At 66.8% G+C, this 20,087-nt stretch carries 19 protein-coding genes; 7 read left to right on the top strand and 12 right to left on the bottom strand.

Going from position 1 to position 20,087, the window contains the following annotated elements:
• Positions 1–5: 5 nt before the first annotated feature.
• The 10 genes from VAPA_RS25125 to purT all read right to left on the bottom strand — a co-directional run bounded on the left by VAPA_RS25125 (position 6) and on the right by purT (position 10,794).
• Positions 6–467 (bottom strand): EVE domain-containing protein, encoded by a 462-nt coding sequence (locus tag VAPA_RS25125; RefSeq protein ID WP_021012808.1) that lies wholly within the window; start codon positions 465–467, stop codon positions 6–8.
• Positions 468–630: 163 nt separating this feature from the next.
• Complete coding sequence (locus VAPA_RS25130) at positions 631–1,794, bottom strand: ABC transporter substrate-binding protein (RefSeq protein WP_021012809.1); 1,164 nt, start codon at positions 1,792–1,794, stop codon at positions 631–633.
• A 32-nt stretch (positions 1,795–1,826) separates the two neighbouring features.
• Positions 1,827–3,707 carry an AMP-dependent synthetase/ligase gene (locus tag VAPA_RS25135; RefSeq protein ID WP_021012810.1) on the bottom strand — a complete coding sequence of 627 codons (1,881 nt, stop codon included), beginning with the start codon at positions 3,705–3,707 and terminating at the stop codon, positions 1,827–1,829.
• A gap of 7 nt (positions 3,708–3,714) precedes the next feature.
• On the bottom strand, positions 3,715–4,488 hold the full coding sequence (locus tag VAPA_RS25140; RefSeq protein ID WP_021012811.1) for an ABC transporter ATP-binding protein: 774 nt from the start codon (positions 4,486–4,488) through the stop codon (positions 3,715–3,717).
• Between the two features lie 202 nt (positions 4,489–4,690).
• Complete coding sequence (locus tag VAPA_RS25145; RefSeq protein ID WP_021012812.1) at positions 4,691–5,518, bottom strand: ABC transporter ATP-binding protein; 828 nt, start codon at positions 5,516–5,518, stop codon at positions 4,691–4,693.
• A complete protein-coding gene (locus VAPA_RS25150) occupies positions 5,515–6,591 on the bottom strand; it encodes a branched-chain amino acid ABC transporter permease (protein ID WP_021012813.1) in 1,077 nt (358 codons plus the stop codon). Before VAPA_RS25150 ends, VAPA_RS25145 begins: the two co-directional genes overlap by 4 nt.
• Positions 6,592–6,685: 94 nt before the next feature.
• On the bottom strand, positions 6,686–7,561 hold the full coding sequence (locus VAPA_RS25155; protein WP_021012814.1) for a branched-chain amino acid ABC transporter permease: 876 nt from the start codon (positions 7,559–7,561) through the stop codon (positions 6,686–6,688).
• A gap of 15 nt (positions 7,562–7,576) precedes the next feature.
• Complete coding sequence (locus VAPA_RS25160) at positions 7,577–8,407, bottom strand: helix-turn-helix domain-containing protein (RefSeq protein WP_021012815.1); 831 nt, start codon at positions 8,405–8,407, stop codon at positions 7,577–7,579.
• A gap of 110 nt (positions 8,408–8,517) precedes the next feature.
• Entirely contained in the window at positions 8,518–9,462 is a 945-nt protein-coding gene (locus VAPA_RS25165) for an alpha/beta hydrolase (RefSeq protein ID WP_021012816.1), read from the bottom strand.
• Between the two features lie 117 nt (positions 9,463–9,579).
• Complete coding sequence (purT, locus tag VAPA_RS25170) at positions 9,580–10,794, bottom strand: formate-dependent phosphoribosylglycinamide formyltransferase (protein ID WP_021012817.1); 1,215 nt, start codon at positions 10,792–10,794, stop codon at positions 9,580–9,582.
• A gap of 186 nt (positions 10,795–10,980) precedes the next feature.
• Here purT and VAPA_RS25175 point away from each other — a divergent pair, with 186 nt between their 5' ends.
• From VAPA_RS25175 to VAPA_RS25185, 3 genes are read left to right on the top strand one after another with little or no spacing between them, the layout of a single operon-like run.
• On the top strand, positions 10,981–11,829 hold the full coding sequence (locus VAPA_RS25175) for a 3-hydroxybutyryl-CoA dehydrogenase (RefSeq protein ID WP_021012818.1): 849 nt from the start codon (positions 10,981–10,983) through the stop codon (positions 11,827–11,829).
• 36 nt (positions 11,830–11,865) lie between these two features.
• Positions 11,866–12,681: a crotonase/enoyl-CoA hydratase family protein gene (locus tag VAPA_RS25180; protein ID WP_021012819.1), complete on the top strand. Its 816-nt coding sequence runs from the start codon at positions 11,866–11,868 to the stop codon at positions 12,679–12,681.
• Positions 12,682–12,721: 40 nt separating this feature from the next.
• Positions 12,722–14,023 (top strand): serine hydrolase domain-containing protein, encoded by a 1,302-nt coding sequence (locus VAPA_RS25185; RefSeq protein ID WP_051255406.1) that lies wholly within the window; start codon positions 12,722–12,724, stop codon positions 14,021–14,023.
• A gap of 6 nt (positions 14,024–14,029) precedes the next feature.
• Here the strand turns inward: VAPA_RS25185 and VAPA_RS25190 are convergent, their stop codons facing one another.
• Positions 14,030–14,812, bottom strand: a complete 783-nt coding sequence (locus VAPA_RS25190; protein ID WP_021012821.1) for a type III pantothenate kinase — start codon at positions 14,810–14,812, stop codon at positions 14,030–14,032.
• A gap of 134 nt (positions 14,813–14,946) precedes the next feature.
• Between VAPA_RS25190 and lysM the strand changes: the two genes are divergently transcribed.
• Complete coding sequence (gene lysM / locus VAPA_RS25195) at positions 14,947–15,408, top strand: peptidoglycan-binding protein LysM (protein ID WP_021012822.1); 462 nt, start codon at positions 14,947–14,949, stop codon at positions 15,406–15,408.
• Positions 15,409–15,669: 261 nt separating this feature from the next.
• Here the strand turns inward: lysM and VAPA_RS25200 are convergent, their stop codons facing one another.
• On the bottom strand, positions 15,670–16,083 hold the full coding sequence (locus VAPA_RS25200; RefSeq protein ID WP_021012823.1) for a rhodanese-like domain-containing protein: 414 nt from the start codon (positions 16,081–16,083) through the stop codon (positions 15,670–15,672).
• Positions 16,084–16,300: 217 nt separating this feature from the next.
• On the opposite strand from VAPA_RS25200, the gene VAPA_RS25205 reads away from it, so the two are divergent.
• The 3 genes from VAPA_RS25205 (at position 16,301) to VAPA_RS25215 (ending at position 20,081) form a co-directional block, all read left to right on the top strand.
• Positions 16,301–17,416: a TRAP transporter substrate-binding protein gene (locus VAPA_RS25205; protein WP_021012824.1), complete on the top strand. Its 1,116-nt coding sequence runs from the start codon at positions 16,301–16,303 to the stop codon at positions 17,414–17,416.
• Positions 17,417–17,505: 89 nt separating this feature from the next.
• Positions 17,506–18,126, top strand: a complete 621-nt coding sequence (locus tag VAPA_RS25210; protein WP_021012825.1) for a TRAP transporter small permease subunit — start codon at positions 17,506–17,508, stop codon at positions 18,124–18,126.
• The gene (locus VAPA_RS25215) at positions 18,123–20,081 is read left to right on the top strand and encodes a TRAP transporter large permease (RefSeq protein WP_021012826.1); all 1,959 of its coding nucleotides are present in this window, start codon (positions 18,123–18,125) and stop codon (positions 20,079–20,081) included. The genes VAPA_RS25210 and VAPA_RS25215 overlap by 4 nt, the downstream gene beginning before the upstream one ends.
• Positions 20,082–20,087: the final 6 nt, after the last annotated feature.

Raw genomic sequence — 20,087 nt, forward strand, 5'->3', positions numbered from 1 at the left:
CTGATTCAGCCCAGCATCTCCTCGATGACCCGCCAGTGCGCGGGCTCGACCGGCGTGATCGACAGCCGGTTGCCCTTGCGCAGCACGACCAGGTCGGCCAGCTCGGGTCTGGCGCGCAGCTCGGGCAGCGCGAGCAGGCGCGTCTTGCGCACCGCCTGCACATCGACCAGCAGCCAGCGCGGATCGTCCTTCTTCGAGGCCGCATCGTAGTAGGGCGACTTCGGGTCGAACTGCGTCGGGTCGGGCTTGATGCCCGAGGCCACGCGCGCAATGCCCGCGATGCCGGGCTCGGGGCAGCTCGAGTGATAGAACAGCACGCCGTCGCCGACCTTCATGCCGTCGCGCATGAAGTTGCGTGCCTGATAGTTGCGCACGCCGGTCCACGCCACGGTGGCGCCGGGTGCGGCAAGCGCGTCGTCGATCGAGACCTCGTCGGGCTCGGATTTCATCAACCAATACTGGGGCATTGCGTACTCGTCACGGGAGTTCGCCGCAAATATAAACCCGCCTCGGCCTGCGCATCCTCATCGGGGAACGCCGCGGAACCGGCTACGCCGGGCCGCTGGCGTTGCCCCCGGCGAGGGGGTGTGAGAAGCGACACGAAGTGCGCGGAGCATGGGGGAGAGCCAATTACGGCGTCACATAGTCGGAGACCACGACCCATTTCCCATCCTTGATCTGGGACAAACGGGACTGGTCGTTGCCCAGGCGCTTGGTGGCGGTGTAGCTGCTCTTCGGGCTGCCGAACATGTCGGGCTCGAAGGTCATGCTGTCCATGGCCTTGATGAAGCTGTCGGTCGTCAGGTTCGGGCCGGCCTTCTGCGCCGCCTTGATGAACGAATCGATGATGACGTAGCCATACACCGAGAACACCGTCGGGTCTTCGTTGAACTTGGTCTTGTACTTGTTGGCCCAGAAGCGCAGCGGCTGCGACTGCTCGTCGGTGTAGGGGTTCTGCACCGTCATGGTGGCGTAGATGCCGTCCATCGCCTTGCCGCCGAGCTTGTGGATCAGGTCGGTGTAGGACGCGCTCGATCCCAGGAAGGTCGGGTTGAAGCCGGTCTTGCGCGACTCCCCCACGGTGCCGATGGTCTCGCGGATGATGGTGCCGAGCACCACGAGGTCGCAGTTGGCGGCCTTCATCCTGGCGACCTGGGAGCTGAAGTCGGTGGCGCCGCGCTTGAAGGATGTCTTTTCGGCGAGCTCCATGCCGGCGGTCTTCAGGCCCGCCTCTGCACCGCGCTGCACCTCGAGGCCGAACTCGTCGTCTTGGTAGATGGTGCAGACCTTCTTGGCGCCCTTCTCCTTGATCATCTTGGGCAGGGCCAGGCGGATCTGGTCGTAGTAGGTGGCCGCGAACGAATACTTGAGCCGGTTCAGCGGCTCGTACATCTCGCGCGCCGCCGTGATCGGCATGAAGTTGACGATGTTCTTCTCGAACTGCACCGGCATGGCCGCCATGTTCTGCGCCGTGCCGATGTGGCCGGCCATGATGAATATCTTTTCCTGGTTGACCAGCTTCTGCGCCGCGAGCACGGCCTTCTTCGGGTCGTAGCCCGAGTCCTCCACGAAGAGCTTGAGCTTGCGGCCGTTGATGTTGCCCTGCTCGTTGAGTTCGTCCACGCGCAGCTGCATGCCGTTGCGCGCCTGCTTGCCGAAGCCCGCGAGCGGACCCGACAGGTCCTGGATGGTGCCGATGCGGATCTCGTCCTTGCTCACGCCCTGTTGCTGCGCGGACGCGAACGTTGCAACCAGGCCCAGCACGGCCAGGGTCGTCACTGTCTTGAGCTTCATGGGGTTGTCTCCTCGGGTTGACGAAAAATGAATCAGCGATACATGGCGTCGATGCGCTCGGCGTACTTGGCCTGGACCAGCTTGCGCTTGAGCTTCATCGTCGGCGTGAGCTCTTCGTCCTCGGCGCTCAACTGGGTTTCGAGCAGGAAGAACTTCTTGATCTGCTCGACCCGCGCAAACCTGGCGTTGACACGGTCGATCTCGCCCTGGATCAGGTCGAGCACCTCTTGCGCACGCGTCAGGCTTTCGTAGTTGCTGAACGGCACATCGTGGTCCTGCGCAAACTTCTCGACGTTCTCCTGGTCGATCATGACGATCACCGTCAGGTAGGGTTTCTTGTCGCCGATCACCACTGCGTCGGTGATGTAGGGGCTGAACTTGAGCTCGTTCTCCAGCTCGCTCGGCGTGATGTTCTTCCCCCCTGCCGTGATGATGATGTCCTTCATGCGGTCGGTGATGCGGAAATACCCTCCCGCGTCGACCGTTCCCACGTCGCCGGTGTGCAGCCAGCCGTCGGCGTCGATGGTCTCGGCGGTCTTCTCCGGCAGGTTGAGGTAACCCATGAAGACATTGGGGCCGCGCACCAGGATTTCGCCGGTCTGGGGATCGAGGCGAACCTCGTTGTAGCTGGTGGCCGGGCCGATCGAGCCCGGCATGATGCGCGACGGCGGCACGCCCGTGGAGGCGCCGCACGATTCCGTCATGCCCCAGACCTCCAGCATGGGCACGCCCAGCGCAAGGTACCAGCGCACGAGCTCGGGCGAGATCGGCGCCGCGCCGGTGACGAGGAAGCGCGCGCGGTGGATGCCGATGAGCTTGCGCACGTTGTCCAGCGCCAGCCAGCGCGCCAGGCGGAACTTGAAGCGCAGCCAAGCGCCCACCGGCTGGCCCTGGAGCACGCGCTCGGCAATCTGCCGGCCGACGCCGATGCTCCAGCCGTAGGCGGCCTGCTGCAGCCGGCTGGCTTCCTTCAGCGCGATCATCACACCCGAATAGAACTTCTCCCACACGCGCGGCACGGCGGTGAAGACGGTGGGCGAAATCTCGCGCACGTTCTCGGGCACCGTCTCCGGGTTCTCGACGAAGTTGAGGATCGAGCCGGTGTACATCGCGAAGTACTCGCCGCCCATGCGCTCGGCGATGTGGCACAGCGGCAGGAAGCACATGCGCTCGTCGCCCTCGCCCTGCGCCAGCAGGGTGTTGTAGCCGCGCATGGTGTAGACCAGCCCGCGGTGACTGTGCATCGCGCCCTTGGGCTTGCCGGTGGTGCCCGAGGTGTAGACCAGGATCGCGAGGTCTTCGGGACGGCACTCGGCAATGCGCTGATCCAGCGCCTGCGGATGGGCCTGCAGGTGATCGCGGCCGAGTGCGCGCAGTGCGTCCAGGCTGACGACACCGGGGTCGTCGAGATCGCGCAGGCCTTCCATGTCGAACACGACGATCTTGCGCAGCATCGGCAGTTGCGCGCGCACTTCGAGCGCCTTGTCGAGCTGCTCGTCGTCCTCGACGAAGAGCACGGTGGTGCGCGAATCCTCGCAGAGGTAGTGCACCTGCGAGGCCGCGTCGGTGGGATAGATGCCGTTGGACACGCCGCCGCAGCTGAGCACGGCGACATCGCACAGCACCCATTCGATGACGGTATTGGCAAGGATCGACGCGCACTCGCCCGGCCCGAAGCCGAGCGCCAGCAGGCCGCCCGCAATCTCGCGCACGGCCTCGGCGGTTTGCCGCCAGGTCCAGGCGCGCCAGATGCCGAATTCCTTCTGCCGCATCCAGACCTTGTCGGCGCGCAGCTCCACGGCCTTCCAGAAAACGGCCGGGATGGTGTCGCCCGGCACGACGATCCCCGGACTCGGCTGCAGATGCGCCAGGTCCCAGAGGCCGGCGGGGGCGCGCAGGGCGGGGGTGGTCATGCGCTCCTCATCTCCAGGTCTTCTTCTTTTTCCAGCGCCGCTCGCCGCGCACGCCGTCGTCCTTGACGCCCAGGTAGAACTCCTTGATGTCTTCCTTCTCGCGCAGGCGTTCGCAGGTGTCTTCCATGACGATGCGGCCGTTCTCGAGCACGTAGCCGTGGTCGGAGGCGTTGAGCGCCATGTTGGCGTTCTGCTCCACAAGCAGGATGGTGGTGCCGCGTTCGCGGTTGATGCGCACGACGATCTCGAAGATCTCTTTCGTCAGCTTGGGGCTCAAGCCGAGGCTGGGCTCGTCGAGCAGGATGAGATGCGGCGCGGCCATGATGGCGCGCGAGATGGCGAGCATCTGCTGCTGGCCGCCCGAGAGCAGGCCGGCATCCTGCGTGGCGCGCTCGCGCAGGATGGGGAAGTAGGCATAGACGCTCTCCATGTCGCGCGCCACGCCGTCGCGGTCCTTGCGGGTGTAGGCACCCATCAGCAGGTTGTCTCTCACCGACAGCAGCGGGAACACCTCGCGGCCTTCGGGCACGTGGCTCAGGCCCTGCTGCACGATGTGGGCCGGATCCTTGGCGGTGATGTCCTTGCCCTGGAATTCGATGCTGCCTTTTCGGGGGTCGATGATTCCGGAGATCGTTTTCAGGATCGTTGTTTTTCCTGCGCCGTTGGAGCCAAGGACCGTCACGATCTCGCCCTGCCTGACTTTCAGGCTCACGCCTCTTATGGCTTTGATGGGGCCGTAGGCGCTTTCGACGTTGAGCAGCTGGAGGACGACGTCGGTCATGGCGTTGTCCCTCGAGGGTTTGACAAGGGCGGGGAGCGCAGCGTTTCGCGGATCAGGGCTCGCAGCTGTTTGAGCGAAGCGAGTTCTGCGAGCCTCCGCAAAACGCGAGCACCGCAGGGGAGCCGCGAAGCGGCCGGCACAGTGGGGGCGACCGCGCCGCACCGCATACCGGGCGCCTCCAACGAAGCAGCGAACAGGACATTCACGCCGCCACCCTCCTCAAGCTGCTCACGTCATCCACAGTCCCAAGGTAAGCCTCGACAACCCGCGCATCCGCCTGCACCTCGCGCGGAGTGCCAGTCGCCAGCACCTCGCCCATGTTCATGGCCAGCAAGCGATCCGACACCTTCGACACCAGAGACATGTCGTGCTCGACCATCAGCACGGAGACTCCCAGCTCATGCTGGATGTCCTGGATCCAGAACGCCATGTCCGCCGTCTCCTCGACGTTGAGCCCGGACGACGGCTCGTCGAGCAGCAGCAGCTTGGGCTCGGTGCACAGCGCACGCGCGAGCTCCACCACCTTGCGCACGCCGTACGGCAGGCCGGCCACCATCGAGTCGCGGTGATGCTGCAAGTCCAGCAGGTCGATCACCTGCTCCGCTTTCTCGCGCGCCGCAATCTCCGCGCGCCGCGTGGCGGGCGTGAAGAACACCTCGCTCCAGAACCCCGTCTGCCGGTGCGTGTGACGGCCGATCAGCAGGTTGTGAAGGACAGTGGCATGTTCGAACAGCTCGATGTTCTGGAAAGTGCGCGCAATGCCGAGCGCCGCAATCGCATGGGGCGCCTGCTGCGTCAGCGCCAGCGGCCCCGACGTATCCCCATGCCACATGATCTCGCCCATCGTCGGCGTGTAGATCCGGCTGATCAGGTTGAACACCGTCGTCTTGCCCGCGCCGTTCGGGCCGATCAGCGTGAACACCTCGCCGCGGCGCACATCGAAGCTCACCTTGTTGACCGCGAGCACGCCGCCGAAGCGCACGCTCAGGTCCTTGGCCGAAAGAAGAATGTCGCCGCTGCTGCTCGTCATCTCAATCGGTCCGACTTGGTGAACGACTTCTGCCGCTTGAACAGCCCCTTGCGGTAGAACGGGAAGAGTTGCAGCCAGGTACGGATCTTGAGCCAGCGGCCATACAGCCCCAGCGGCTCGAACAGCACGAACGCGATCAGCACCACGCCGTACACCAGCCCCTGCAGCCCCGGCGCCTGGCCGATCACGGCCGGCAGCCAGTCCTTGCCCATCGAGATCAGCTGCGGCATCGCAATCAGGAAGATCGCGCCCAGGAATGCACCATGCACCGAGCCCAGGCCGCCGATCACCACCATCAGCAGCAGGTCGATCGACTGCAGGATGTTGAACTGGTCCGGCGAGATGAAGCTCAGCTTGTGCGCATACAGCGCGCCGCCCAGGCCCGCGAGCGCGGCCGAGATCGCGAACGACATCGTCTTGTAGCGCGCAAGGTGAATGCCCATGCTCTGCGCCGAGATCTCCGAATCGCGAATCGCGACGAAGGCGCGGCCGGTCGGCGAACGCAGCAGGTTCAGGATGCCGAGCGTGCTGAGCACCGCCACCACCAGGCACAAGAAGTAGAAGCCGTTGCCCGACCCGAGCGACCAGCCGAAGAGCTGCGGCGACTTCACATGCAGCCCCGCGTTGCCGCCCGTCACGCTCTCCCAGCGCGCGAACACTTCCTCGACGATGAAGCCGAACGACAGCGTGGCGATGCCCAGGTAGATGCCCTTCACGCGCAAGGCCGGCAGCGCGACCACCACGCCCACCGCCGCCGACAGCGCCGCGGCCGCCAGCAGAGCAATCGGGAACGGCACGCCCAGGTTGGTCAGCACGCCTTGCGTGTAGGCGCCAGCACCGAGGAACGCCGCATGCCCGATGGAGAACTGCCCCGTGAAGCCCGCCAGCAGCATCAAGCCCAAGCCGACGATGCCGTAGATCAGCACGAAGGTCAGCTGCGCGAGCCAGTACTCGTCGATCGCCCATGGCGCGACGATGAGGAACGCGACCAGCAGGCCGTACCAGAACACATGCCCGCCGTGCCGCGCGAGGCGGATGTCCTGGTCGTAGCTGGTCTTGAAGATGAAGCGCATGGGTCAGGTCCGTCGCCGGGCCGCCCCAAGGCGGACCTGCGCCCCCTCGGGGGACAGCGAGTACACGAAGTGACGAGCGTGGGGGCACATGCGTCTACACCTTCTTGCGCAGCTTCTCGCCGAACAGGCCGTTGGGCTTGATCATCAGCATCAGCAGCACCACGATGTACGGGGCCGTGTCCTTGAAGCCGTCGGGCAGGTAGAAGCCCGCGAACGATTCGACGATGCCGATCACCAGCCCGCCGACGATCGCGCCCGGCAGGCTGCCGAAGCCACCCACCACCGCGGCCGGAAAGGCCTTGAGCCCGATGAAACCCATGTTCGCGTGCACGAAGGTGATGGGCGCGAGCAGCATGCCGGCAATGGCGGCAACCGCCGCCGCGAGCCCCCACACCAATCCATTCAGGCGCTTCACCGGAATGCCCATGTAGTACGCCGCGAGCTGGTTCTGCGACGAGGCCTGCATCGCGATGCCCAGCTTGCTGTAGCGGAACATCGCGAACAAAAGGCCGCACAGGATGGCGGTGGCGATGATGATCGCGAGCTGTTCGAGGTTGACCACCAGCCCGCCCAGCTTCCAGATCTGGTCCTTGTAGGGCACCGGCAGCGTGTGGGTGTCGGTGCCGATGCCCGGCACCATGGTGATGAGCCCGCGCGCCACGTAGGCGATGCCGATGGTGAGCATCACGATCGAGAATTGCGGCTGCCCGAGGATCGGGCGGATCACCACCAGCTCGAGCAGCACGCCGAAGGCCGCCATCGCCACCACCGCAAGGATGGCCGCGAGCCAGAACGGCAAGCCGAACAGCGACATGCCGGCAAACGCGCCGAAGGCGCCGAGCATCATCAGGTCGCCCTGCGCGAAGCTCACGGTTTCGGTGGCCTTGTAGATCAGCACGAAGCCCAGTGCGATCAGCCCATAGATGCAACCTTGCGCAATGCCCGACAGCAGGAGTTGGAGGATCTGCATGGGGCCTCTTCGCGCCTACTGCCTGAGGCCGCCGGCCGCGTCGTGCAGCGCGAGGCGGCGCGAGCCGGCCAGGATGTCGCTGGGCTTCAGGCCGTAGACCTGGCGGATCGAATGGCTGAAGTGCGTCGAGTCGGGGTAGCCGGTGTCCAGCGCGATGTCGGTCAGCGTGCTGGCCTGGCGCACGTAGCGCAGCAGGCTGCGCGCGCGCTTCCAGGCGCGGAAGGCGCGAAACGCCATGCCGGTTTCCTGCTTGAACAGATGCAGGAAGCGCGAGAAGGAAAGATGCACCGAAGCCGCGCAGTCTTCGGCCGAAGTGGGTGCGGCCGGGTCGGCGTTGATGGCGTCGATGACCTTGCGGATGCGCGCATCGAGCGCACGCGGTGCCAGTGGCTCGCCGAAGAACAGGGCATCGAAATCGAAGCCGTCGAAGTTCATGCCGCGGCCCGACGCGGCGAGCAGGTGCGCATGGGCATCGCGCATGTGCCGCACGAAGACCGGTGCATCGACCGGCCCGCAGTGCTGCATGAAGGCCGGCATGCGGGCGGGATCGACCGACTCCGATTCGATCAGCAGGTTGAAGACGAGCGGATGCGCGCTTTCCACCCGGTGCGGCACCTGTGGCGGCACCACCAGCAGTTCGCCCGTCTGCCAGGCGCCCCCGCCGATGCGCAGGCGGTTCGGCGGCGCGCCCGCGGGCGACACGTACACGCCGTGCCCGCCCATCGTGCGCTCGGCGGCGGCCCCGAGCAGCCCGGCGTAGAACACGCGCTGGTGCGTGAGCCACATCAGGCGCTCCCCGCGCTGCGCGCCGCCGCTTTCCGGCGGCGCCGTCTTCGTTCGCTGCATGGTGTCTGTCTCCTGCATCGGGCCGCCGTCGGCCAGGGGCCGGCGTTGCGTTGGCTGGATCGTAGCGGCGAGGGCCGGCTGCGCGGCGTGCATTTGCGCGGGGACTTTCCCTAGGCCGGCGCCAGCGCGCGGCGGAGTTCGGCGCTGCACAGCGCAACGGCCGTATCGGCCTCGTCGAGCACCTTGCCCATGGTGATGAAGCCGTGGATCTGGCGCTCGAAGCAGACGTACGCGGCGCGGTTGCCGGCGGCGGTCAATGCCTCGGCGTAGGCCATGCCTTCGTCGCGCAGCGGGTCGTAGCCGGCCGTGAGCACCAGCGCGGGCGGCAGGCCCGAGAGATCGGCGTGCAGCAGCGGCGATGCGCGCCAGTCGAGGTCGCTCCCGGCGTCCTCGATGTAGTGATCGTGGAAGTAGGTCATCGTGTCGCGGGTCAGCAGGTAGCCCTGGCCATTGGCCTGGTGCGAGGGATGGCCGCGGCGCATGTCGGTGGCGGGATAGATCAGCAGCTGGAAGGCGATGGGCAGGTCGCCGGCATCGCGCGCGGCAATGGCCGCCACCGCCGCCAGGTTGCCGCCCGCACTGTCGCCGCCCACCGCGAGGCGGCCTGCATCGAGACCGAGCGAGTCGGCCTCGCGACGCACCCAGCGGGTGGCGGCCAGCACGTCGTCGACCGCGGCCGGGAAGCGATGCTCCGGCCCCATGCGGTAGTCGATCGACGCGACCGCGCAGCCCGCGCCGTTGGCGAACGAGCGGCACAGCACGTCGTGCGTGTCGAGGTCGCCGATGACCCAGCCACCACCGTGGAAGTACACGAGCACCGGCAGCGCGGCATGGGCGGAGGTGCCCAGCGGACGATAGAGGCGCATCGGGATGGTGCCGTGCGGCCCCTCGGCCTTCAGGTCGCGAACTTCGGCGACCGGCGGGGGCTCGGGTTGCGTGGCGGCACGCCGCTCGCGATAGAAGGCGCGCGCCTCGGCCGGCGAAAGCGTGTGGGTCGGCGGGATGCCGCGCGCCTCGATGAAGTCGAGCAAGGCGCGCGCCTGGGGGTGCAGCATGGTGTCTCCGGTGGGGTCGGGTGGCGTTCGCCCGATCTCATCCGCACGATGCCCGTGCGCTCCCGGCGCGGCTTGCGAAAACTGGCTGTGCTGGGGCTGTGCTGGGGCTCGTGCCGCTCAGGCCTTGCGCGGCTTCACGCGCGAGGCGGCTTCCTTCGCGAGCTTGCGGGCGGTGCCGGTGTCGGCCGCATGCACCAGCGCCACGCCCATGCGGCGCTTCGCAAAGCTCTCGGGCTTGCCGAACAGGCGGATGTCGCTGCCGGGCACCTGCAAGGCGTCGGCCACGCCGTCGAAGGCGATGCCGGCGGCGTCGACGCCGCCATAGATCACCGCGCTGGCGCCCGGGCTCTTGAGCGAGGTGTCCACCGGCAGGCCGAGGATGGCGCGGGCATGCAGCTCGAATTCGTTCTGCCATTGCGTGGCCATGGTCACCATGCCGGTGTCGTGCGGACGCGGGCTCACTTCGCTGAACCAGACCTCGTCGCCCTTCACGAACAGCTCGACGCCGAACAACCCCTGGCCACCAAGATCGGACGTGACGGCCTGCGCGATCTGCTGCGCCTTCTGCAGCGCGGCCGTCGCCATGGGGTGCGGCTGCCAGCTTTCCACATAGTCGCCGCTGACCTGCACATGGCCGATGGGTTCGCAGAACTGGGTCTGCACCGCACCGGCCGCGTCCTTGGCGCGCACGGTCAGGAGCGTGATCTCGTAGTCGAAGTCGATGAAGCCTTCGACGATCACGCGGCCGTGGCTCACGCGGCCGCCGGCCATGGCGTAGTCCCAGGCCTTCTGCACGTCGGCCGGGCCGTCGATCTTGCTCTGGCCCTTGCCGGAGCTGCTCATCACGGGCTTGACGATGCAGGGGTACCCAATTCCTTTTCCATCCACCCCGTCGATCGCCGCCTGCAGCTCGGCCAGCGAGTCGCAGAACTTGTAGGGGCTGGTCGGCACGCCCAGCGTCTCGGCGGCCAGGCGGCGGATGCCTTCGCGGTCCATCGTGAGGCGGGCGGCGCGGGCCGTGGGAATGACGCGCACCACGCCCGCGTCCTCCAGCTGCTGCAGCATCGGCGTGGCGATGGCCTCGATCTCGGGCACCACGAGCTGCGGCTTCTCGGCCTCGATCAGCGCCTTGAGCTGCTCGGGGTCGCTCATGGTGATGGTGCGCGCGTGGTGGGCCACCTGCTGGCCGGGCGCGTTCTCGTAGCGGTCGACCGCGATGGTCTCTACGCCGAGGCGCTGCAGGGCAATCAGCACCTCCTTGCCGAGTTCGCCGGAGCCGAGCAGCATCACGCGGGTGGCGGAGGGGGAAAGAGGGGTGCCGAGGGTGGTCATGGTCGGGATCGGAAAGAGAGAAGAAAAAGCAATCGCCGCACTGTAAGCCACCCGCGGGCCACCCGTGTCACGCGCGGCAACGGCGGCCCGGCGGGGCTGCTTCACAATCGATCTCCTGCCGCGGTGGCGGCCTGGCGCCCCACCCGCTCCCCCTTTCCTTTTTTTTGTTCTTCAAGGAGTTTTCTCATGACTATCCAGACCGTCGGCATCATCGGTGCCGGAACAATGGGCAACGGCATCGCGCAGGCCTGCGCGGTGTCGGGCGTCAACGTGGTGATGATCGATGTCGCCCAGGCGGCGGTCGACAAGGGCCTGGCCACCGTGTCGGGCAGCCTCGACCGCCTGATCAAGAAAGAGAAGCTCACGGCCGAGCAGAAGGCCGCGGCGCTCGCACTGATCAAGGGCTCGACCAACTACGACGACCTGAAGGGCGCGCAACTGGTGATCGAGGCCGCCACCGAGAACCACGCGCTCAAGCTCAAGATCCTGAAGCAGGTCGACGAACTGGTGGCGCCCGAGGTGATCATTGCCTCCAACACCTCGTCGATCTCGATCACCCAGCTCGCGGCCGCCACCTCGCGCGCCGACCGCTTCATCGGCATGCACTTCTTCAACCCGGTGCCGATGATGGCGCTGGTGGAGCTGATCCGCGGCTACCTCACGAGCGACGCCACGCACGATGCCGTCAAGGCGCTGGCCGAGAAGCTGGGCAAGTCGCCGATCACGGTGAAGAACGCGCCGGGCTTCGTGGTCAACCGCATCCTGGTGCCGATGATCAACGAGGCCTTCTTCGTGCTGTCCGAAGGCATCGCCACGGCCGAGGACATCGATGCCGGCATGAAGCTGGGCTGCAACCAGCCCATCGGCCCGCTGGCGCTGGCCGACATGATCGGGCTGGACGTGTGCCTGGCCGTGATGGAGGTGTACCTCGAACAGTTCGGCGACTCCAAGTACCGGCCGTGCCCGCTGCTGAAGGAGATGGTGGCGGCCGGCCAGCTGGGCCGCAAGACCGGACGCGGCGTCTATACGTACTGAGCGCGCAAGCCAGGAACAACAAAGGAGACAAGCGCCATGACCGTGACACCCACCACGCCGCCTGCGGAAGGCTGCATCGACACCCAGGTGATCGATCACGTGCTGCTGATCGGCATCAACCGCCCCGCCAAGCGCAACGGCTGGACGCCGCCGATGTTCAGGCAGCTGGCCGAGGCCTACACCCGGCTCGACGACGACCCGACGCTGCGCGTGGGCGTGCTGCATGCCTTCGGCGACCATTTCACGGCGGGCCTCGACCTGCCGGCGGTCACCGAGTACATGAAGCGCGGCGAGAAGGCCATTCCGGCCGGGCTGGTGGAGCCGCACGACTTCGGCCTGCCCGACTACCGCCGCCGCACCAAGCCGATGGTGGTGGCGGTGAAGGGCATCTGCTTCACGGTGGGCATCGAACTGATGCTGGGTGCCGACATCGTGGTGGCGGCCGACAATTGTCGCTTCTCGCAGATGGAAGTGCAGCGCGGCATCATGGCCACGGGCGGCGCCACGCTGCGCATGGCCGAGCGCGCGGGCGTGGGCAATGCCATGCTGCACCTGCTGACGGCCGACGAGTTCGACAGCGCCGAAGCCTACCGGCTCCACTTCGTGCAGAAGGTGGTGCCGGCCGGGCAGGAGCTCGACGCGGCGCTGGCCATCGCGCAGCGCATCGCGGCACAAGCCCCGCTGGCGGTGGTGGCCACGCGGCTCAACGTGATCAAGGCCGTGGAACACGGCCCGCTTGCGGCCGTGTCGGAATTCATCGAGACGCAGAAGCGCCTGTCGAACAGCGAAGACGCAGCCGAAGGCGTGCGCTCCTTCGTCGAGCGGCGGCCCGCGCGCTTCAGCGGCCGCTGATGACCTTTTCAAACGCACGGCGCTCGCCGCTGCCTTCACACTGTTCGCCGTGAACACCACCACCTCCTGCGCCCAGACGCCCGCGCCCGCCACGCCGCCCGATCCCACGGCCACCTCGGTCGGGGCCCTGGGGTGGATGAAGGGCTTTCCGCCCCCGCCCGACAGGCTGATCACCTTCGACGACCCGGCCGGCGGCGTGTTTCCGCGCACGCGCTGGAGCTTCTCGCATGTGCGCGAAACCGTGCCCACCGCCAACGTGTGGCGCGGCAGCAGCGCGGCCAGCCCGCTTCCGGCGGCGCCGCGCAGCGACATCGAGGCCGTCACCTTCAAGCCCCTGGGAAATGCCGGCAGCGACGAGACGCTGACCTTCGCCCAGATGATTCCGCGCACCTACACCGACGGCATCCTGGTGCTGCACCGCGGCCGCGTGGTCTACGAGAGGTACTTCGGCGCGCTCACGCCCGAGCGGCCGCACATCGCGATGTCGGTCACCAAGTCCTTCGTCGGCACGCTGGCGGCCATCCTCGCGGACGAAGGCAGGCTCGACCCGTCGGTGCCGGTCACCCGCTACCTGCCAGAACTCAAGGACACGGCCTATGGCGACGCCACGGTGCGCCAGGTGATGGACATGACCATCGGCGTGCACTACTCGGAAAACTACGCGGACCCGAAGGCCGAAATCTGGGACTATGCACGCGCCGGCGGCATGCTGGCGCAGGGCCCGAACTACGCGGGCCCGAAGTCCTTCTACGAATTTCTCGCGACGCTGAAGAAGAAGGAGGGCGCGCACGACGCCGCCTTTGCCTACAAGACGGTGAATGCCGAGGTGCTCGCCTGGATCCTGCGCCGCGCCAGCAACCGGTCGCTGGCCGACCTGCTGAGCGAGAAGATCTGGCGCCGCATCGGCGCCGAGCAGGACGCCTACTTCATGGTCGACCGCATCGGCACCGAGTCGGGCGGCGGCGGGCTCAATACCGTGCTGCGCGACCTCGCGCGCTTCGGCGAGACCATGCGCGACGGCGGGCGCGCGCCCAACGGGCTGCAGGCCATTCCAAAGGCGGTGGTCGAAGACATCACACGCGGCGGCGACCCCGCCAGGTTCGCCAAGGCCGGCTATGCGCTGCTGCCGGGCTGGTCGTACCGCAACATGTGGTGGGTCACGCACAACCCGCATGGCGCCTACATGGCGCGCGGCATCCACGGCCAGAGCATCTACGTCGATCCGAAGGCGGAAATGGTGATCGTGCGCTACGCCGCGCACCCGGTGGCGGCCAATGCGGACAACGATCCGCTGACGCTGCCGGCATTCCAGGCCGTGGCCGAAGCGCTCATGCGCCCCTGAGCTTTTTCAGGTCCATCCCGCGGCCCGCTCGCGGGCAATCACCAGCAGCCCGTCCATGATCAGGCTCTCGACCAGCTCGAAGTCCCCATTCATGACGGGCGCCATCTTCCAGCCCGCGCCGCCGGTCATGTAGCAGGCGGGCTCGGCGCCGCAATGCGAGCGCACGTGCTGCACCATGCGCTCGACGGCGCCGGCAATGGCATAGGTGCCGCCGCTGGTGAGCGCGTCACTCGTGTTGGTGGGGAATTCGCGCACCTCGCCGGTCGGCACATGCAGGCCCGCCGTGCCCGACTCCAGCGCGCGCAGCATGATGCCGTGGCCCGGCAGGATCAGGCCGCCCAGGAACTTGCCGCTGGCGTCGATGGCCTCGACCGTCACGGCGGTGCCGATCATCACCACCACCATCGGCCGCGCGGGGCCCGCGTCCAGCATCCGGTGGCGCGCGCCGATCATCGCCACCCAGCGGTCGGCGCCCAGCCGGGTCGGATGGTCGTAGCCGTTGACGATGCCGGCTTCGGCCGCGCTGGACACCACCCAGCGCGGCGCGCAATCGAAGCGCTCGACGATCTGCTCCTCGGCGCGGCGGCGCACCGCGTCGCCGGCCACCACGCAGCCCAGCATGGAGCCGGGCGCGGGCAGGTCGGCCCAAGGGCCATCGGCCAGCCGTTCGATGTGGTCGAGAAACTCCGCACCATGCGCCTGCAGCGCAGCTCCCGGATGCGCCGCATCGTAGAGAGCCCATTTGAGGCGGGTATTGCCGATGTCGATCGCGAGGAAGGGGGATGCCATGGGCGGGATTATTGCGACTTTGTTGTTATTCATGCTGGCACGTCTTTGACACACGCGGCGCGGGCCTACGCCGGTACATGCCATTGCGCCGCTACATTCGCCAGTTCCATCCACCACGGCACAAGGAGAAATTCATGGGATTGCTCAGTTTCATCAAGGAAGCAGGCGAAAAACTGTTCGGCGGATCGTCGGCCCAGGCGGCCGAGCCGGACGCCAACACCAAGGCCGCGGCGGCCATCAAGACTTACATCGAGACGCAGAATCTCGGGCTCACGGGCCTGGAAGTGACCTACACCGCCAGCAGCGGCGTGGTGACCCTGGCCGGCCAGGCGCCTTCGCAGGAAGCGAGCGAAAAAGCCGCGCTTGCCGCGGGCAACGTGGCCAATGTGACGAGCGTCGACAACAACCTGGTCGCCCCGCCCGCACCACCGGCCCAGTACCACGACGTGGTGAAGGGCGACACGCTGTCGGCCATCTCGAAGAAGTACTACGGCGACGCCAACAAGTACAACGCGATCTTCGAGGCGAACAAGCCGATGCTGAGCCATCCGGACAAGATCTACCCGGGGCAGAAGCTGCGCATTCCGGCGCTGTGAGCTGATTCGCTCGCCGCTGCAACAAAAAGGCCCACTGGTTTCGGTGGGCCTTTTTGTTTCTCTCGGGTTTTTATTCAGGGCGCCGGTGTTCGGGGCGCGTGCGCAGGCCACCGGGTACCCCCCTCCGCATAACGGTCACGTCGATGGGGTGCCTTGCGCAGCGAAATCAAGGAGGAGGCCGCAGGCCGGGGGACATTCGCTTCGCCGCGTACCCCATCGGCGGGATCGCGCCCCGAACTGAGCCCGAATCCGTACCTGAATCTAGCTCTGCTTCCAGGGCAGCCCGCGCTTGCGCCAGCCGCCGATCTGCCCGCGGTGGCCGCTCTCGTCCGGATTGCCCTCGAAGCCTTCGAGGATGTTGTAGGCTTCCAGGCCCAGTTCGGTGGCGCGCCGGGCGGCGGCGATGGAGCGCACGCCGCTGCGGCACAGCAGCACCAGCTTCTTGTTGCCGTCCTCGCCCGCGGCGCGGATGCCGCCGTCGAAGGCCGGGTTGAGCGCCATGCCCGGCCACTGCTTCCAGGCCAGCGGCACGGCACCGGGCACGTAGCCGACCCATTCGCGCTCGGCGTCGGTGCGCACATCGACCAGCACGGCCTCGCCGCTGGCCATCCACTGCGCGGCCTGCTCGGGCGTCACGTCGCCGGCATAGCCCTTTTCCCCAACGGGTTCAGTCATCTCTCTGCGTCCTTCTGATCAATAGGGTTACTTCACGGGCAACAGCCGTCTTTACGTTGCTCGGCGTCCACGCCGGATGATGGAATTTTTCACCAGTTCGTGAAAACCCTGTTTGTCGCATATTCCAGCGCGCCAAAGATGCGGATGGGCCTGCCGAACATCACGCCAAGAGGCGGGCAGGGTTTCTTCGGTCAGAAATTGTATGGAGAGAGACAACATGACAGACAGCAAATCGCCTCGCCGCCGCAGCCTTCTCAAGGGCGCGGCCGTGGCCGCAGGCGCCATGTCGGCGCCGATGGTCAGCATGGCCCAGACCACCTCGCTGCGCTTCCAGAGCACCTGGCCGGCCAAGGACATCTTCCACGAATATGCGCAGGACTTCGCGAAGAAGGTCAACGACATGGCGGGCAACCGCCTGAAGATCGAAGTCCTGCCCGCGGGCTCCGTCGTTCCCGCCTTCCAGCTGCTCGACGCGGTCGCCAAGGGGACGCTCGACGGCGGCCATGGCGTGGTGGCGTACTGGTACGGCAAGAACTCCGCGCTCGCGCTCTGGGGCTCGGGCCCCGGCTACGGCATGGACGCCAACATGGTGCTGGCCTGGCACAACTACGGCGGCGGCAAGGCGCTGATCGAGGAGATCTACAAGAGCCTGAACCTCGACGTGGTGTCCTACCTCTACGGCCCCATGCCCACGCAGCCGCTGGGCTGGTTCAAGAAGCCGGTGGCCCGCGTGGAGGACATGAAGGGCCTCAAGTTCCGCACCGTGGGCCTGGCGGTCGACGTGTTCACCGACATGGGCACGGCCGTGAACCCGCTGCCGGGCGGGGAGATCGTGCCGGCGCTGGACCGCGGCCTGATCGACGCGGCCGAGTTCAACAACGCCTCGAGCGACCGCGTGCTGGGCTTTCCCGACGTCGCCAAGAACTGCATGCTGCAGAGCTTCCACCAGTCGGGCGAGCAGTTCGAGATTCTCTTCAACAAGGGCAAGCTCGCGGCGCTGCCGGCCGAGCTCAAGTCGATCATCGACTACGCGGTGCAGGCGGCCAGCGCGGACATGAGCTGGAAGGCCATCGAGCGCAACTCGCAGGACTACATCGAGCTCAAGAAGGCCGGCGTCAAGTTCTACAAGACGCCCGACGCCATCCTGCGCGCGCAGCTTGCCTCGTGGGACAAGACCATTGCCAAGAAGGCCGCAGAGAACCCGATGTTCAAGAAGGTGCTCGACTCGCAAAAAGCCTTTGCGGAACGCGCCGGCCAGTGGCACAACGACTACACGGTCGATTTCAAGATGGCCTACAACCACTACTTCGGTTCGCAGGCGAAGAAGTCCTGACACCGACCCGGTGACCCGAGGGCACCCGTTCGGTGCCCTCTTTTCTTGCCTGCCCGTGCTGCGGCGACCGCAGCGAGGAGTTCTTCCCGATGCAATCTTTCCTGTTGGCCGTCGATAGGTTCTCGACCTGGATCGGCAAGACCTTCGCGTGGTGCGCACTGCTGCTCACGCTGCTGATCAGCTGGGAGGTGTTCTCGCGCTATGTGCTGAACCACCCGCATGCATGGGTGCTCGACGCGCAGATCATGCTGTACGGGGCCATGTTCATGACGGCCGGTGCGTACACGCTCTCGAAGAACGGCCATGTGCGCGGCGACGTGCTCTACGGGTTCTTCCGGCCCCGCACGCAGGCGCTGGTGGACCTGGTGCTCTACATCATCTTCTTCCTGCCGGGCATCGTCGCGCTGACCTGGGCGGGCTGGATCTACGCGGGCGAATCGCTCGCCATCCGCGAGCAGACCTTCTCGGCCGAGCCGCTGCCGCTCTACCCGTTCAAGTACGTCATTCCGCTCGCCGGCTTCACGCTGCTCCTGCAGGGGCTGGTCGAGATCATCCGCTGCGTGCAGTGCATCCAGAGCGGCGCTTGGCCCTCGCGCGAACAGGACGTGGAAGAGGTGGACGTCGAGAAGCTCAAGGAGATGGTGCACGTGAAGGACGAAGACATCGCCGCGCTCGACCGCGTGGTGGCTGCCAAGGAGGCTGCGCGATGATCCGCCGCGAACTCTGGTTCGGCCTGTCGTTCATGGCGCTGATCGTGATCGGTGCGGCAACAGTGCTGCTGAGCGCCGACACCATCACCAACGGCCACCTGGGCCTGCTGATGCTCTCGCTGGTGGTGGTGGCGATCATGCTGGGCTTTCCCACCGCCTTCACACTGATGGGCATGGGCATGCTCTTCACCTGGCTGGCCTACGACCGCGACTGGCACCGCACGCTCGACCTGATGGTGCAGGCGGCCTACAAGACCATGGCCAACGACGTGCTCATTGCAGTGCCTCTGTTCGTCTTCATGGGCTACCTGGTGGAGCGCGCGAACCTCATCGAGTCGCTTTTCAAGAGCCTGCACCTGGCGCTCGCGCGGCTGCCGGGCGCATTGGCCGTGGCCACGCTGGTCACATGCACCATCTTTGCCACCGCCACGGGCATCGTGGGCGCGGTGGTCACGCTGATGGGCCTGCTGGCCCTGCCGGCGATGCTGCGCGCAGGCTACAGCGTGCCGCTGGCCGCGGGCGCGATCACGGCGGGCGGGTGCCTCGGCATCCTGATTCCGCCCTCGGTGCTGCTGATCGTCTACGGCGCCACGGCGGGCGTCTCGGTGGTGCAGCTGTATGCGGGCGCGTTCTTTCCGGGGCTGATGCTCGCCTCGCTCTACGTGGTGTACGTGATCATCATCGCGCGGCTCAAGCCGAAATGGGCACCGCCGCTGTCGCAGGCCGAGCGCGTCGTGCCGCTGCCGCCGCTCTCGCAGCGCCTGGCCGACAGCCCCGCCGCGCATGCGGTCGTCGGACTGCTCAAGGGCCGGCGCAATGCCGGCGTGCCGTTCTCGCACGTGCTGCGGCAGCTGGGCATCGTCGCGATGCCCGGCCTGATCTTTCTTCTGCTTGCCGGCTTCAGCTACAAGGCCGTGACCACGGTCGAGGCGCAGGCGCGCTACGACATCGAGGAGATCGGCGCCACGCGCAGCGGCGGTGCGGCGGAAGGCGCGAGCGCGGGCGGATTGCAGGAGCCGCCCTCCACCGGCGGGCTCCAGGAACCACCGGCCGAGGGCGGGCTGCAGGAGCCGCCTTCGGGGGACGCGCCCTCTTCCGGCCCGCTTGCGGAACCGCCGGGCGCATCTGCCGCGCCGGCCGAAGCGGCCCCGGCGCAACCGCCCGCCGCTACCGCACCGGCGGCAGAAGGCGCCTCGGTACGCCCGGCGCCCACCTGGTGGTGGGTCACCTTCGCCATCTTCGGCGCGATGGTCACGCTGTTCTATCTGTTCCTGAGCTTTGCGCGGCTCGAGATCTTCAAGATGCTTCTGGCCTCGTTCTTCCCGCTGGTGCTGCTGATTCTCTCGGTGCTCGGCTCGATCGTGCTGGGCCTTGCCACGCCCACCGAGGCGGCGGCCATGGGCGCCCTGGGCGGCATGCTGCTGGCCGCGGCCTACCGCCGGCTCAATCTCGCGGTGCTGAAGGAGTCGGTATTCCTCACCGCCAAGACCTCGGCCATGGTGTGCTGGCTCTTCGTGGGCTCGGCCATCTTCTCGGCCGCGTTCGCGCTGCTCGGCGGACAGGCGCTGGTGGAGCAGTGGGTGCTGGGCATGAACCTCACGAAGGTGCAGTTCCTGGTGTTGAGCCAGGTCATCATCTTCCTTTTGGGCTGGCCGCTGGAATGGACCGAGATCATCGTGATCTTCATGCCGATCTTCATTCCGCTGCTCGACAATTTCGGCGTCGATCCGCTGTTCTTCGGCCTCCTGGTGGCGCTGAACCTGCAGACCGCATTCCTGAGCCCGCCGGTGGCCATGGCGGCGTTCTACCTGAAGGGCGTGAGCCCGCCGCACGTGACGCTGAACCAGATCTTCCTGGGCATGCTGCCTTTCATGGGCATCCAGGTGCTGGCCATCGTGCTGCTCTACATCTGGCCGCAGATCGGGCTGTGGCTGCCGCAGCTGCTCTACAAGTAGCCTGCG

The sequence above is a fragment of the Variovorax paradoxus B4 genome (assembly GCF_000463015.1).
Classification (GTDB): domain Bacteria; phylum Pseudomonadota; class Gammaproteobacteria; order Burkholderiales; family Burkholderiaceae_C; genus Variovorax; species Variovorax paradoxus_E.